The organism is Pseudomonas sp. PVC-5-1 (assembly GCF_057444345.1).
The window spans coordinates 959,185-974,768 of record NZ_CM172024.1 but is presented as its reverse complement, the minus strand read 5'-3'; the positions used below and the strand labels follow the sequence as shown (position 1 = coordinate 974,768).

Here is a 15,584-nt window from a genome sequence, read left to right as displayed (position 1 = left end):
TTATACATAACTAAAATAGCCAATAGTTAGTTCACCGACCGACAAACACCCCAAACGTCACAGAGCGATCGCCACCTCAGAGAAGATAAACGCTAGCATGAAAAAAATCACAAGCGCAACCACCAAAATCTCGCTGCTTATATGTAGGAAAGATCCTACGCTTAATTTTAAACACCATGTTTATTTACTCCACCACCCCTAACCCGCTACCTTGCTCTATTCCCCCTGATTTGGACGCAGCCAATGAAGTCAGCGAGCTATTTCACAACCCCCATCTACTACGTCAATGACGCGCCACACATTGGCCACATATTCTCCACGCTACTCGCCGATATCGGAGCACGCACGGCGCAACTCGAAAACCAGGAAAAATTCCTGTTGACCGGTACGGACGAACACTCGACGAAGGTAATCGACGCAGCACAATCCCGAGAAATTCCAGTAAAGACTTGGGCACGAAATAATGCCGATGCATTCCGCCAGGCATTCAAAGCGTTCAACATCGGCTTCGATGATTTCATCAGGACTAGCGAACCACGACACAAGGTAAATGTTCACAGACGCATAGAGCAGCTGATGGCTACCGGCGATGTTTATCTAGGCGAATATGTTGGCTGGTATGATGCGGGCCAAGAAGAATACGTGTCCGATGCCAAGGCCAAGCAATATGAGTATAAATCACCCATTAACAAAAAGTCTTTGCTTCAGCGCGCTGAAAAAAATTACTTCTTCCGCCTTAGTCGCTATCAGGAGCAGTTACTGGCGTTACTCAATACCGGTGAACTGAATATCCATCCCGCTAGCCGGACTGCAGAAATCGTTGCAAGGGTTCAAGATGGGTTGAGCGACATTCCAATTTCAAGATATAGCTCCGAAGCTTGGGGAATCAATATTCCTGGCGATAGCTCACATGTAGTTTACGTCTGGGTCGACGCTTTGTTCAATTATCTTACTGCAATCGACACCGACGAGCTTCGCCACCTATGGCCAGCGACACTTCAGGTGGTCGGCAAAGATATTCTTTGGTTCCATGCCGTAATCTGGCCAGCCATGTTGTTGGCCCTAAAAAAAGTGAAAGGGAACGAGTGGCTGGATCTACCACGTAACATCCTTGCTCACGGATTCTGGATACACGAAGGCGAGAAGATGTCGAAAAGCATGGGTAACTTCGTCGGCATCGAAGCTCTGCACCGTTACTGTAGCGAGTTCGGGGTGGACAGCCTTCGTTTCTTTCTCGCCAGCACGGGACCGGTGGGCGCTAGCGACTCGGACTTTTCGCATCTGCGGTTCATAGAAAGCTACAACGCAAACCTGGCCAATACTGTGGGCAATTGCCTCAATCGAATAACAGGAATGGTTAATCGCTACTTTGATGGTGTAATACCTGCAAAGCCTACTATTGCCAGTGAGTTTCACAACAAAATTACCGATCTCAGCCAAGCATCTCGGGAAAAGGCACAGGCATTCCAATACGACAAAATGATTGCCTTGGCACTTACTATCTTCCGGACAATCGATCAGCACGTGAATTTTACCGAACCATACAAGCTGATTAAACAGCCTGAAAATCTCGCTCAAGTAGGTTATATTCTGCATGATTGTCTTGAGGCTCTGCGTCGTGGGGCGCTTGCGTTGTGGCCGGTCATGCCAGATAGCATGACCGAGTTGCTGCAGAATCTAGGTTGCCTGGATGCTGACCAGTCTCCCTGCTTCGACAACAGTCGTTCAGTATCACCGGGTTATCGCATCAAAGAGACTCGAGTGTTATTCCCACGCTATCAGGAAGCTCCGTAGCGTCCACCGCCCCCCTTTACAGAACGGGGACGTGGATCGATATTCCAGACTCAGTTCGATTTTTCCTGAGTATGCGAGGGCTTGCTGGAGTCCGCCCCACCAAGTCAAACACAGTCAATGACCGCCTCAACTGACTGGTCCCCGGATGGGTGCGCGTTTCACAAACGGTGCCCGCATGCGACGGAGCGGTGTGCCAAGGAGGTGCCGGCGTTGCGGCAGGTGAGTACGCGGCAGGTGGCTTGTCACTATGCCGAGCAGTTTCTTTAGCCTTTAGATAGCCGGGGCTGCTTTGCAGCCCATCGCGACACAAGACCGCTCCTACAAGGGACCGCGATCTCCTGTAGGAGCGGCCTTGTGTCGCGATGGGCCGCAAAGCGGCCCCAAAAATCTCAATGCATGAAGAACCAGATCAGGATAATCACCGGAATCGGCACCCCAATCATCCAAAGCAGTATCGAGCGCATGGCCTTTCTCCTTGTTCGATGTTGAACAGACCGGTGCACTCGCCATGCCATCCCTGTCAAAAAATCACTCTCAACCGAATCAACGGCTTACTGCCCAAGCCGCTTGAAAAAACCGTGCAATATGCCGGATCCGCACCCTTGCAGCTGGGTGTTCTGCAATGCACTATCAGGCTCATGACCGCCACCACCCTCCCCGACGGCCCCAAGCAGACCCCGCTCACCGCCGACACCGTGCTGCGCTACCACCTGTGCTGGAAGCACCGCGATCTCGACGGCGTCATAGCGCTCTACCACCCCGACATCCAGTACCACGACTTCTTCCAGAACCGCGTGCTCGGCTACCAGGAACTGCGTGACTACGTACGCGCCTGCCTGCCCCATGAAGCCGGCGAAGATATCGTGCACAGCGACCGCATCCGCGTCGACGGCTGTACCGCGTTCATCCAGTACCAGGTCACGGTCCAGGGCGGCGACGGCCTGGTGGCGTTCCAGTCCAGCGAGGCGATTACCGTCAAGGACGGCCTGATCTGGCAGGTCAACGAATATGCCACGCTGGTCCGCCGCAATGGCAGCGGCCACGCCAGCAGTGGTTCACGCCCGGCCACCAGCCGCCTGGGCCTGTCGCCGAGGCAGTTGTCGACCATGGCCCAGGACCTGGAACACTACTTCCAGCGCCAGCGCCCCTACCTGGACCCGGAGCTGGACCTGCAGCAGGTGGCCGACGCCAGCGGCTACAGCCGCAACCAGATCTCCTACCTGCTCAACCAGGTGCTCGGGCAAAGCTTCTACCGCTACGTCAACCAGGCCCGCTTGCAGCACCTGATGGCCAGCCTTGATAACGACAGCATCGAAGCCACGATCGACGAGCTGGCGTTCAATGCCGGTTTCAACTCGTTGTCGGCGTTCTACAAGTGTTTTCGCGAACACACCGGGCTTACGCCCAAGGCGTACCTGAAGCAAATTTCCCTGCGTGCACGCACGTAGGACAGCCGCCCGCCGACACCACTAGGATCGCCCACAGACCTTGACGGATGTGGAGCCGAACCCGATGCAACCCCTGCGCACGCTCAGCCTGTGGATGGACCAGCTCGACGAGCCGTTGTGCGCCCGCCCGGCCCTGCGCGAGGACCTGGACGCGGATGTATGCATCATCGGCGCTGGCTACACCGGCCTGTGGACCGCCTACTACCTCAAGCGCCAGGCGCCACAGTTGAACATCGCGGTAATCGACGCCAACATCGCTGGCTTCGGCGCTTCGGGGCGCAACGGCGGCTGGCTGATGGGCAACCTGCTCGGCGAAGACCGCCTGCTGGCCACCCTGTCGCCGCAACAGCGCCGCGCCAGCATCGACCTGCTGCATGGCATTCCCGATGAAGTACACCGCGTGCTGCAACATGAAGGCATCGACTGCGACTACCGCAAAGGCGGCGTGCTGTACTGCGCCGCGCGCTACCCGGAACAGGAGCGCAGCCTGCGCGCCTACCTAGACGACCTTTATCGCCAAGGCATGACCGAGGACGACTACCGCTGGCTGCGCCCCGAACAGCTCGACGCTCAATTGCGGGTCAGCAACGCCTATGGCGCCATCTACAGCCCGCACACCGCAACCATCCAACCCGCCAAGCTGGCGCGTGGCCTGGCCCGGGCGGTAGAAGCGCTGGGCGTACCCATCTACGAAAACACCCCAGCCATCGACTGGCAGCCAGGTGAGGTGCGCACCCCGTTGGCGCGCATCCGTTGCCAATGGACGGTACCCGCCGTGGAGGGCTATGCCGTCAGCCTGCCGCCACTGGGTAAACATCAGCTGCCGGTACAGAGCCTGTTGGTGGCCACCGAACCACTGCCGGAGGCCACCTGGCAACAGATCGGCCTGAACCAGGGCCAGGCGTTCAGCGAAAGCAGCCGCCAGGTCACCTACGGCCAGCGCACCGCCGACGACCGCCTGGTATTCGGCGCCCGTGGCGGCTACCGCTTCGGTGGCCGCCTGCGCGAAAACTTCAACCTCGACGAACAGGAAATCGAGCTGCGCCGCTACCTGTTCAGCGAGTTGTTCCCACAGTTGAAGCACGCACGCATCACCCATTCCTGGGGCGGCAACCTGGGCATGGCGCGGCGCTTCCGCCCGCACATGCTCTGCGACCGTCAACGCGGCATCGCCCTGGCGGGCGGCTACGGCGGCGAAGGCGTCGGCGCCACCAACCTGGGCGGGCGCACCCTGGCTGCGCTGATCCTCAACCAGCACAACGAACTGACCGCGCAACCCTGGGTGCTCGACAACCGCCCGCTTTCAAGCCTGGCCAGCTGGCCACCCGAGCCCTGCCGATGGCTGGGCTACAACGCGATCATCCAGAGCTTCGTCCACGAGGACCGGACCCTCGCCAACCCCGCCAGTGCGCCCTGGAGGCGGCGCCTTGCCAGCAATCTTGCGGACTTCATGGAAGGCTTCATGCGCTGATTTTTCCCCCTCACTGACACAGGATTTACCGGTCATGAGCATCACCCATTTCAAGAACACCGACAGCGCCGTGCTCGACAGCTCCAACCCGGTCGCGGTGCCGCTTGGCGACCCCGTTGCAGTGACTTTGGTCACCTGCGTGGAACGCAGCGACGGCGTCGAAACCGGCATCTGGGAGTGCACCCCCGGGCGCTGGCGGCGGCAGATCGTGCAGCAGGAGTTCTGCCATTTCATCAAGGGCCGCTGCACCTTCACTCCCGACGGTGGCGAGCCCCTGCTCATAGAAGCCGGAGACGCACTGATGCTACCGGCCAACAGCACGGGCACCTGGGACATCCAGGAGACCGTGCGCAAGACCTACGTTCTTGTCTTCTGATCCGCTGATCGCCTGCCTTCGATAACAACACACAAAGCAAGGTAACCCCGACATGCGCACGCTCCTTCTCGCCCCCCTGATGCTGGCCGCCAGCGTGGCCGGCGCCGCCGAAACGGTGAAGATCTACAACTGGTCCAGCTACGTTGCCCCCGACACACTGAAGAACTTCCAGCAAGCCAGCGGTATCGTGCCCACCTACGACGTTTACGACAGCAACGAAACCCTCGACGGCAAGCTGATGACCGGCAACTCCGGCTACGACGTGGTGTTCCCGTCCAACCACTTCATGGCCCGTCAAATCCAGGGCAAAGCCCTGAAGCAGCTGGACAAGTCGCAGCTGCCCAACTGGCACAACCTCAACCCGGTGTTGCTCAAGGCACTGGAGGTCAATGACCCGGGTAACCAATACGGCTTCCCGTATCTGTGGGGCAGCACCGGCATCGGCTACAACGTCGACAAGGTCAAGGCGGTGCTCGGCGACAGCGCGCCAATAAACTCGTGGGACCTGATCTTCAAGCCTGAGTACATGAGCAAGCTGAAAAGCTGCGGCGTCGCCGTGCTGGACAACGGCCCCGAGCTGTTACCGATCGCCCTGCACTACCTGGGCCTGCCGCACCACAGCCAGAACCCGGCGGACTACGACAAGGCCAAGGCGCTGCTGATGCAGGTGCGGCCATACATCAGCTACTTCCACTCCTCGAAGTACACCGGCGATCTGGCTAACGGCGATATCTGCGTGGTGGTGGGTTTCTCGGGGGATGTGCTGCAGGCGAAGAATCGTGCCGAGGAGGCGAAGAACGGGGTGAAGGTGGGCTACTCGATACCCAGGGAAGGCGCGCCGATGTGGTTCGACATGGTTGCCATGCCGGCCGATGCACCGGATGAGAAGGCCGGGTATGCCTACATGAACTACCTGCTGCAGCCGGAGGTGATGGCCAACATCAGCAACCATGTGCAGTACGCCAACGGCAACCTCAAGGCGGACGGGCTGGTGGATCCGGCGATGAAGGGTAATACGATGATTTACCCGAGCGAGGAAGTAATGGGCAAGCTGTATGCGCTGGAGGCGATGCCGGCCAAGATCGACCGTATTCGCACGCGGATCTGGACCAGTATCAAGGCAGGGAACTGAATGGGGCCGCTTTGCGGCCCTTCGCGGGCACGCCCGCTCCCACAGGTATCGCGTAACCTTCAGGTGTAGTGATTCCCTGTGGGAGCGGGCGTGCCCGCGAAGGGCTGCAACGCAGCCCCATTTCAATACTTAGTGGTGCTCGCGGGTAGCGCGGAACTTGATGTCCGGCCAACGCTCTTCCATCAGCGACAGGTTGACGCGGGTCGGCGCCAGGTAGGTCAGGTGCCCGCCACCGTCGATGGCCAGGTTCTCCATGGCCTTGTTCTGGAATTCCTCGAGCTTCTTCTTGTCGTCACAGCCGATCCAGCGGGCCGACCACACGGTGATCGGCTCGTAGGCGCACTCGACCTTGTACTCTTCCTTCAGGCGGCTGGCGACCACGTCGAACTGCAGCACACCGACTGCACCGAGGATGATGTCGTTGCTGCGCTCAGGGAAGAACACCTGGGTCGCACCTTCTTCGGCCAGCTGTTGCAGGCCCTGACGCAGCTGCTTGGATTTCAGCGGGTCCTTCAGGCGCACGCGGCGGAACAGCTCCGGGGCGAAGTGCGGAATACCGGTGAAGCCCAGCGCCTCGCCTTCGGTGAAGGTGTCGCCGATCTGGATGGTGCCGTGGTTGTGCAGGCCAATGATATCGCCGGCATAGGCCTCTTCCAGCTGCTCACGCTCGGAGGAGAAGAAGGTCAGCGCGTCGCCGATGCGCAGGTCCTTGTTGATGCGCACGTGGCGCATCTTCATGCCCTTCTCGTACTTGCCCGAGCAGATGCGCATGAAGGCGATGCGGTCGCGGTGTTTCGGGTCCATGTTTGCCTGGATCTTGAACACGAAACCGGTGAACTTCTCTTCCACAGGCTCCACGGTGCGCTCGTGAGCCACACGGCCCAGCGGGCGCGGCGCCCAGTCGACGACGGCGTCAAGCACATGGTCCACACCGAAGTTGCCCAGCGCGGTACCGAAGAACACCGGGGTCAGCTGGCCGTTGATGAACTCTTCCTGGTTGAACTCGTGGCAGGCGCCCTGCACCAGCTCCAGCTGTTCGACGAACGAATCGTACTGGTCGCCCAGGTGGGCCCGGGCTTCGTCCGAGTCCAGCTTCTGGATGATCTTGGCTTCGGTGCGCTCGTGGCCGTGGCCCGGGGTGTACACCACGATGTAGTCGCCGGTCAGGTGATACACGCCCTTGAAGTCGCGGTAGCAACCGATCGGCCAGGTGATCGGTGCGGCCTTGATCTTCAGCACGGCTTCGATCTCGTCGAGCAGTTCGATCGGGTCGCGGATGTCGCGGTCGAGTTTGTTGATGAAGCTGACGATCGGCGTGTCGCGCAGGCGGCACACGTCCATCAGGGCGATGGTACGTGGCTCTACACCTTTACCGCCGTCGAGCACCATCAGCGCCGAGTCCACCGCGGTCAGGGTGCGGTAGGTGTCTTCCGAGAAGTCTTCGTGGCCGGGGGTGTCGAGCAGGTTGATCATGTGCTCGCGGTACGGGAACTGCATCACCGAGGTGGTGATGGAGATGCCGCGCTGCTTCTCCATTTCCATCCAGTCGGAGGTAGCGTGGCGGTCGGACTTGCGCGACTTCACGGTACCGGCGACGGCAATGGCCTTGCCCATCAGCAGCAGCTTCTCGGTGATGGTGGTCTTACCGGCGTCGGGGTGGGAAATGATTGCGAAAGTGCGGCGCTTCGCGACTTCGGCGGCCTGGTTGGTCATGGGAAATCGCCTGACTGGGGGATTAAAAAGGGGCGATATCATACCTGAAGTTGGGCCGGGACCAAAATTTGCTGAACCGGCGGTGCCTGTTCCGGCCCTTTCGCGGGCACGCCCGCTCCCACCGGTACTGCACAGGCCTGCACAGCAGTGGAGATCCCTGTGGGAGCGGGCGTGCCCGCGAAGAGGCCGGCACTGCCATTACAAATTCAACAACCAGCCGCTTTATCACGACAAATGGCCAAAGGGCAGTTATTTCAACGCCTACAGCGCACCAACCCGTTGCTTTCTCTCGTCAATTTTCCAACCAGCCAGTGATTAACGCTGGCCAAATGCCACCTCAGATGGGAACCTTTACGCCCACGGAGACGTCCACTCCCCTGCAACCCGCTTCGGTTGGGGAGTTGTTTTCATCAGCATTTTCGGGCCCGACGGGGTTCGGCTCATAGCCTGATCGCAGCCTTCGGCGTGCGTCACGCTGCTACTCGCGAACACACCACCCGCCGCCAGGACTGGTCGGCAACCAAGAAGTGTGCTCGCCGACTACACAAGGAGTCCGCCTGTGGCAAAACGCTACGGAAAAGGGCTGTTGGGATGGGCCTCCGTGCTCGTCATCCTGGCCCTGCTGGTCCACTGGATCGGCATCGACACGATCGCGCGTTATCGCGACGATCTTGGGTTCTACCTGCAAGCGCACCTGGTACTGGTGCTGGCTTCGATGGCGGCGGCGCTGGCCGTGGGCATCCCCGCCGGCATTGCGTTAAGTCGACCGCACCGGGTCGACAAAGCCGAACGCTTCATGCAGTTCTTCAACGTTGGTAACACCATCCCTCCCCTGGCCGTTCTGGCCATCGCCCTGAGTATCCTGGGCATCGGCGCCGGGCCCGCGATCTTCGCGCTGTTCCTCGCCTCCCTCCTGCCCATCGTGCGCAACACCTACGAGGGCCTGAAAAACGTCCCCGCCTCGCTCAAGGAAGCCGCCACCGGCATCGGCATGACTCCGCGCCAGCAACTCTGGCAGGTGGAGCTGCCCAACGCCGTGCCGATCATCGTTGGTGGCGTGCGTGTGGCCCTGGCGCTGAACGTTGGCACCGCACCGCTGGCGTTCCTGATTGGCGCCAACAGCCTGGGCAGCCTGATCTTCCCCGGCATCGCCCTGAACAACCAGCCACAACTGCTGCTGGGGGCTGCCTGCACCGCACTGCTGGCGCTGGCGCTGGACGCAGCGGTGAGTTTCTCCAGCAAGCGCTGGCTGGAACGTGGCCTGGCTGGATAACGAGAGGGAACATATGAACAAGAGAATCGCCTTGTTGTTGGGCGCGACCCTGCTGTTCGCAGGATTTGCCCAGGCAGCGGAAAAACCACTTGTCCGTATCGGCGCGCGGGTGTTCACCGAACAGACCGTACTCGCCGAAATCACCGCGCAATACCTGCGCGCCAACGGTTTTGATGTGCGCGTCACCAGCGGCCTTGGCAGCAACATCGCACGCCAGGCCCAGGAAACCGGCCAGCTCGACCTGATGTGGGAATACACCGGCGTGTCACTGGTGTCGTACAACCATATCGACGAGCGCATGCCCAGTGCCGAGGCCACCTACGCCAAGGTCAAGGCACTGGACGCGAAGAAGGACCTGATCTGGCTGACCCCGTCGAAGTTCAGCAACACCTATGCGCTGGGCCTGCCCAGGCAGGTCGCCGAGGCTTATCCGCAGATCAACTCGATCAGCGACCTCAACCAGGTACTGCGTGACGAACGCCACCGCAACCACCTGGTGGCGCTGGACACCGAGTTCGCCAACCGCCCGGACGGCCTGGTAGGCCTGAAAGCGATGTACGACCTGCAAGTGGGCCGCGCCAACATCCGCCAGATGGATGCCGGCCTGGTCTACACCGCCATGCACAACAACCAGGTGTTCGCCGGCCTTGTGTACACCACCGATGGTCGCCTGAACGCGTTCAACCTCAAGCTGCTGGAAGACGACAAGCACTACTTCCCCGACTACACCGCCGCCCCGGTGGTGCGCAAACAGGTGCTCGACGCCAACCCGCAACTGGCCGGCCTGCTCAAGCCTCTGGCCGAGCAACTGGATGACGAAACCATGCGCCAGCTCAATGCCAAGGTCGACGTCGAACACCAGAACCCGACCAAGGTGGCTGCCGCCTTCCTGCGTGACCACCCAATGCCTGGCGAGGTACAACCATGAGCCTGCTCGACACGTTCGCCCACCTCGACTGGGCCCAGGTACTGCAGCTGACCTGGCAACACATCATGCTGGTCGGCGTCGCCGTGGGCCTGGCGATCATCGTCGGCGTACCGCTGGGCATCCTCATGACCCGCTTCCCGGCCGTCGCCGGCCCATTGCAGGCCAGTGCCACGGTGTTGCTGACCATTCCCTCGATCGCCCTGTTCGGCCTGCTGCTGCCGTTCTACTCCAGGTTCGGCCAGGGCCTGGGGCCGCTGCCGGCGATCACTGCGGTGTTCCTCTACTCACTGCTGCCGATCATGCGCAACACCTACCTGGCTTTGACCAACGTCGAACCCGGCATCCGTGAAGCCGCGCGTGGCATCGGCATGACCTTCGGCCAGCGCCTGCGCATGGTCGAACTGCCCATCGCAGTGCCGGTGATCCTCGCCGGTGTGCGCACCGCCGTGGTGATGAACATCGGCGTGATGACCATCGCCGCCACCATCGGCGCCGGCGGCCTTGGCGTACTCATCCTCACCTCCATCAGCCGCAGCGACATGTCGATGCTGCTGGTCGGCGCCGTGCTGGTCAGCCTGCTGGCGATCATCGCCGACCTGCTCCTGCAAACCCTGCAACGTGCCCTGACTCCAGAAGGACTGCGCTCATGATCGAACTGAAGAACCTCAGCAAAACCTTCAACGTCAACGGCAAAGACGTCAAAGCCGTCGACTCGGTAAGCCTCACCGTCAACGAAGGGGAAATCTGCGTGTTCCTCGGCCCCTCGGGCTGCGGCAAGAGCACTACCCTGAAAATGATCAACCGCCTGATCACGCCCACTTCCGGCCAGGTGTTCATCAATGGCGAAGACACCACCGGGCTGGACGAGGTCACCCTGCGCCGGCACATCGGCTATGTCATCCAGCAGATCGGCCTGTTCCCCAACATGACCATCGAAGAAAACATCACCGTGGTGCCGCGCCTGCTCGGCTGGGACAAACAGAAGTGCCATGAACGCGCCCGCGAGCTGATGCACATGATCAAGCTGGAGCCCAAGCAGTACCTGCAGCGCTACCCGCGCGAGCTGTCCGGCGGGCAGCAGCAACGTATCGGCGTGATCCGCGCCTTGGCGGCGGAAGCGCCAGTGCTGCTGATGGACGAGCCGTTCGGCGCGGTCGACCCGATCAACCGCGAGATGATCCAGAACGAGTTCTTCGAGATGCAGCGGGCGTTGAACAAGACCGTGATCATGGTCAGCCACGACATCGACGAAGCGATCAAGCTGGGCGACAAGATCGCCATCTTCCGCGCCGGCAAGCTGTTGCAGCTGGACCACCCGGACACCCTGCTGGCGCACCCGGCGGATGAGTTCGTCAGCAACTTCGTCGGCCAGGACAGCACCCTCAAGCGCCTGCTGCTGGTACGTGCGGAGGATGCGGCAGACAACGCGCCATCGGTGAGCCCGCAGACGCCGGTGAGCGATGCACTCGAGCTGCTGGACGAGCACGACCGCCGTTACGTGGTGGTGACCGATGCGCAGAACAAGGCACTGGGCTACGTGCGCCGGCGTGACATGCATCGCCAGCAAGGGACTTGTGGCGACTTCCTGCGGCCGTTCAATGCCACGGCGTCGCATGATGAGCATTTGCGCATCCTGCTGTCGCGGATGTACGAGTTCAACCGGGCGTGGCTGCCGGTGCTGGATGCCGAGCAGGTGTTCTTGGGCGAGGTGACGCAGGAGTCGATTGCGGCGTACCTGAGTTCGGGGCGCTCGCGGGGGGCGAAGACCAGCATCGTTTCGCCGGCTGAGGTGGTGGTTTCTTGATCCCTGGGGCCGCTTTGCGCCCCATCGCCGGCAAGCGCGGCTCCCACAGGTCCTCTACAAGACTACAGGTGGGCGCTGTACCTGTGGGAGCCGCGCTTGCCGGCGATGGGCCGCATAGCGGCCCCGACGATTTCGGCTCAGAACCCTACACTGGCCTGCACGTAAAAGGTCCGCGGCTCACCCACATAGATGCCGGCATTGTTGTCGCTGGAGCGGGTGAAGTACTGCTTGTCGAACAGGTTCTTCACCCCCGCCGCCAGCTTCAGGTTGGACATCTGGGGCCCGAACTCATACCCGCCACGGGCATGCCAGGTCACATAACCCGGGATATCGCCAAACTGCCCGTCCGCACTCGGCTCGGTGATGTAGTCGCCGTTGAAGCTGCCATCGGCATTGATCCCGGTACCCGGCGCGCGCTGCTTGGATTGGGCGTAGGCATCCAGGTTCCAGGTCCAGTGATTGACCGCGTAACGCACGCCGGCAGTGGCCACCTGGCGTGAATAGAACGGCAGGTCACGGCCCTCGAAGCCAGGGATGTCCCCTTCATAAGTAGCGCGGGTATAGGTGTAGCCGCCGCTCACCGACAGCCCTTCCAGGCGCGGGTCCAGCCCGTCCAGGTCATAGCGCACCGAGGCCTCGATCCCCTGGTGCTTGGTGGCGCCGAGGTTGGTCCAGCCCACATCGTTGCTGATGTACTGCAGTTCGTCATCGAAGTCGATGTAGAACGCCGTCAGCTCACCGGCAAAGCCGCCATTGTCATAGCGGGTACCGATTTCGTAGGTCTTGGCCTTTTCCGGCTCCAGGCCATTGGCCGTGCTGTTGCCAGTACCACCCTGGCCCAGCTGGAAGTACTGCAGGCTGCCGAACGAGGTCTCGTAGTTGGCGAACAACTTCCACGCATCGGAGATGTGGTACATCACGCTCAGCGCCGGCAGTGGCTCGTTGCTGGTGATGCTGCGTTTCTTCTCTGGCACCGGCTGGCCGTTGGCACCGAGCACCGGGCGGTCGCGCCAGTCGGTGTTGATATGCTCGAAGCGGATACCTGGGGTGATGGTCCAGTTACCCACGTCGATCTTGTCGTCGATGTAGTAGGCACTGGCCTCGGTACCACCGCTGCGGTCCTGGAACACATGGCCATCGGAGCCCGGGGCGGGCGTCGGCACGTTGTCGATCAGCGCCAGGCGGGTCGACTGCTCACGCATCGCTTCCTTCAGGTAGCGGTAGCCCACGCTGACTTCCTGGGTGGTCGGGCCGGCGAAGAAGATCCGCGACAGCCGTGGTTCGATGGCAAAGGTGTGGTAGTTGCGCGGGTACGACGACAGGGTCTTCATGTCGCGCGAGGCAATGGAACTGCCGCGGAAGCTGTCGGTGTAGTAGGTCAGCACTTCGAACTGGGTGGCGTCGTCGAGCTGGCGCTGCCACTTGAACGACACGTCCTTGCGCCGGCCGGCGAAGTAGTCGTAGTCGCGCAGCGACTGGTACGGGTTGCTGTCGTACTGCGCCTGGGTCAGGCCGCCAGGCATGTCGGCACGGCCGTCGTAGTAGTGGAAGTTGAGCCAGAACTCGTCAACGTCGGTCGGTGCCCAGTGGGTCTTGAGGATGACGTCGTCGATGTCGTTGCCATTGTTGCTTTCACGGTAGCCGTTGCCATTCACCCCGGTGTACAGCAGCGCCACGCCCATGCCGTTGTCCGCGGTGCCGCCGACGAAGGCGGACTCGGTGTGCTTCCAGCCGCCATGCTGGGAGGTTTCCAGGGTGGTGGACAGCTCGGCCGAGGGCTTCTCGGGGATTGCCCGGGTAACGAAGTTGATCACCCCACCGACGTTCTGCGGGCCATAACGCACGGAACCGGCGCCACGCACCACGTCGATGCTGTCGAGGTTGCCCGAGGAAATCGGCGCCATCGACAGTTGCGGCTGGCCATAGGGAGCGAAGGCCGCCGGAATGCCGTCGATCAGCACCGTGGAGCGTGGCGATAGGCGCGAAGTCAGGCCGCGAACGCCCACGTTCAGCGACAGGTCGCTGCCGCCGGTACCGTTGGAGTCCTGCACCTGAACGCCGGGGATGCCGCGCAGCACGTCACGCACGTTCATTGCGCCCTTTTCCACCATCGCTTCGCGGCGCACCACGGTGCGCGCGCCGGGGTGGTTCTGCACCACGCTCTGCTGGGCATCGCCCAGCCAGTCACCCACCACCTTGACGTCGGTGGGCGCCAGCTCCAGGCTGCCGGTGGTGAGGGTGCCATCGGCCTGGGCGGGCTTGACCACCACGGTGCCCTGGGACATCTCGTAGGTCAGGCCGCTGCCTTGCAACAACTGCTGCAGCGCCTGCTCGGGCGCCAGCTGGCCGGACACCGCCGGGGCCTGCTTGCCGGCCACCAGTTCGGGGCTGAAGAACAGCTGCAGGTTGGTCTGCTGGCCCAGTTGGTTCAGCGCCGATGCCAAGGATTGGGCCTGAATCTGAATAGTGGCGTCTGCGGCCTGGCTGTTGACGGCCACGGCGCTGACCGCCAGGGCCAGTGCCAGGGCGCGGAAGCGTGGGAAGGGATTGTTGTTGTTCACGTCGTCGAAACTTCCTGGAATACGGAATAAACGCCAACCGCATGCAAATGGAAATGCTTGGCAGTTGCAGCTGGCGGGGAAGACGAACGAGCGGAAAAAAACCTGAATCTATTTCGCGATTATTTCGCGCGAGCCATCTTCATGGGCCTTGATGGCCACTGGCAGGATGCTCGGCAAGGCACGCAGCAGCGCATCGGTGTCGTCGGTGCTGAAGGTGCTGGACAGCCGCAGCTGGGCGACTTTGCCGGGGGCGACCCACAGCGGCTGGCTACGGTAGCGCGAGGCTTCGGCCACCACCTCGGCCAGGGTGGCGTTGTCGAACACCAGCCTGCCTTGGCGCCAGGCAGTCAGGGCGCCGGTATTCACCGCATAGGGCGCCGCCACCTGGCCTTGTGCATCTATATGCGAGCCCTGGCCCGCCGTGAGCTGCGCCAGCGAGGCGTCCTTGCCCTGCACACGCACCGAGCCCTGCTCCACAGCCACGCGGGTGCTGGCCGGGTCCATGCGGACGTCGAAACGAGTACCGGTGACAGTCACGCTGCCCTGGGCGGTGTCGACCACGAACGGCCTGTCACTGTCGTGGGCGACAGTGAACATCACCTCACCCGCCATCAGCCGGACATGCCGCTGGCCGGCGCTGAAAGCGACCTGCACTTGCGTGCTGCCGTTGAGCTCAAGGTGCGAACCATCCGGCAGTTCGACCTGGCGGCGTTCGTTGAAGGCGGTCTGCAAGCTGCCCTGGTGATTCAGTTGCTGGTAGTGCCAGCCGCCCCAGCCCAGGCCCAACGCCAGTGCGGCCACGCTGGCGGCCAAGGCCTGGCGCACGAAGCGCCGACGTGGCAACTGGCGTACCGGTGCCGGCTGGCACAGCGCTTCCAGGCGCTGGCGCGGGATGAAGTCGGCGGCCTGCCACAGGCGGGCGAGCTGCTGGTACTCCTCAAGGTGCCGTGCATCGCCTTCCAGCCAGGCGTGCAGCTGCGCCTGCAGCCCGGCATCGCGAGGCGCATCTTGCACCCGGGCGAACCACGCGGCCGCCTGCTCGCGGACGGTATCGGTACCGTGCTGTTTCATCGAAAAGGTCTCC

The 15,584-nt window shown here is 61.7% G+C and carries 12 protein-coding genes and 1 pseudogene; 10 read left to right on the top strand and 3 right to left on the bottom strand.

From position 1 onward, the window contains the following. The first annotated feature begins 243 nt into the window (after positions 1-243). The 6 genes and pseudogenes from metG to AC2T3R_RS04455 all read left to right on the top strand — a co-directional run bounded on the left by metG (position 244) and on the right by AC2T3R_RS04455 (position 6,221). A complete protein-coding gene (gene metG, locus AC2T3R_RS04480; protein ID WP_486744700.1) occupies positions 244-1,794 on the top strand; it encodes a methionine--tRNA ligase in 1,551 nt (516 codons plus the stop codon). 141 nt (positions 1,795-1,935) lie between these two features. Continuing rightward, positions 1,936-2,061 (top strand): annotated as a pseudogene (locus AC2T3R_RS04475) (dipeptide ABC transporter ATP-binding protein); the annotation flags it as partial. 371 nt (positions 2,062-2,432) lie between these two features. Further along, positions 2,433-3,242, top strand: a complete 810-nt coding sequence (locus AC2T3R_RS04470) for an AraC family transcriptional regulator (RefSeq protein ID WP_486744699.1) — start codon at positions 2,433-2,435, stop codon at positions 3,240-3,242. A gap of 64 nt (positions 3,243-3,306) precedes the next feature. Further along, positions 3,307-4,713: an NAD(P)/FAD-dependent oxidoreductase gene (locus AC2T3R_RS04465; protein ID WP_486744698.1), complete on the top strand. Its 1,407-nt coding sequence runs from the start codon at positions 3,307-3,309 to the stop codon at positions 4,711-4,713. 34 nt (positions 4,714-4,747) lie between these two features. Beyond that, on the top strand, positions 4,748-5,089 hold the full coding sequence (locus AC2T3R_RS04460; RefSeq protein ID WP_486744697.1) for a cupin domain-containing protein: 342 nt from the start codon (positions 4,748-4,750) through the stop codon (positions 5,087-5,089). A 52-nt stretch (positions 5,090-5,141) separates the two neighbouring features. After that, positions 5,142-6,221, top strand: coding sequence for a polyamine ABC transporter substrate-binding protein (locus tag AC2T3R_RS04455; RefSeq protein WP_486744696.1), 1,080 nt, complete (start codon positions 5,142-5,144; stop codon positions 6,219-6,221). Positions 6,222-6,350: 129 nt separating this feature from the next. Here AC2T3R_RS04455 and AC2T3R_RS04450 read toward each other — a convergent pair whose 3' ends face one another. After that, entirely contained in the window at positions 6,351-7,934 is a 1,584-nt protein-coding gene (locus AC2T3R_RS04450; protein ID WP_003257876.1) for a peptide chain release factor 3, read from the bottom strand. 559 nt (positions 7,935-8,493) lie between these two features. On the opposite strand from AC2T3R_RS04450, the gene AC2T3R_RS04445 reads away from it, so the two are divergent. From AC2T3R_RS04445 to AC2T3R_RS04430, 4 genes are read left to right on the top strand one after another with little or no spacing between them, the layout of a single operon-like run. Next, positions 8,494-9,207 carry an ABC transporter permease gene (locus AC2T3R_RS04445; protein ID WP_054573157.1) on the top strand — a complete coding sequence of 238 codons (714 nt, stop codon included), beginning with the start codon at positions 8,494-8,496 and terminating at the stop codon, positions 9,205-9,207. Between the two features lie 13 nt (positions 9,208-9,220). Next, the gene (locus AC2T3R_RS04440) at positions 9,221-10,135 is read left to right on the top strand and encodes a glycine betaine ABC transporter substrate-binding protein (protein ID WP_486744695.1); all 915 of its coding nucleotides are present in this window, start codon (positions 9,221-9,223) and stop codon (positions 10,133-10,135) included. After that, on the top strand, positions 10,132-10,785 hold the full coding sequence (locus AC2T3R_RS04435) for an ABC transporter permease (RefSeq protein ID WP_013971042.1): 654 nt from the start codon (positions 10,132-10,134) through the stop codon (positions 10,783-10,785). The genes AC2T3R_RS04440 and AC2T3R_RS04435 overlap by 4 nt, the downstream gene beginning before the upstream one ends. Continuing rightward, on the top strand, positions 10,782-11,939 hold the full coding sequence (locus AC2T3R_RS04430; RefSeq protein ID WP_486744694.1) for an osmoprotectant ABC transporter ATP-binding protein OsmV: 1,158 nt from the start codon (positions 10,782-10,784) through the stop codon (positions 11,937-11,939). Before AC2T3R_RS04435 ends, AC2T3R_RS04430 begins: the two co-directional genes overlap by 4 nt. A gap of 137 nt (positions 11,940-12,076) precedes the next feature. Here AC2T3R_RS04430 and AC2T3R_RS04425 read toward each other — a convergent pair whose 3' ends face one another. Beyond that, positions 12,077-14,500: a TonB-dependent siderophore receptor gene (locus AC2T3R_RS04425; protein ID WP_486744693.1), complete on the bottom strand. Its 2,424-nt coding sequence runs from the start codon at positions 14,498-14,500 to the stop codon at positions 12,077-12,079. Between the two features lie 108 nt (positions 14,501-14,608). Continuing rightward, complete coding sequence (locus AC2T3R_RS04420) at positions 14,609-15,571, bottom strand: FecR family protein (protein ID WP_486744692.1); 963 nt, start codon at positions 15,569-15,571, stop codon at positions 14,609-14,611. Positions 15,572-15,584: the final 13 nt, after the last annotated feature.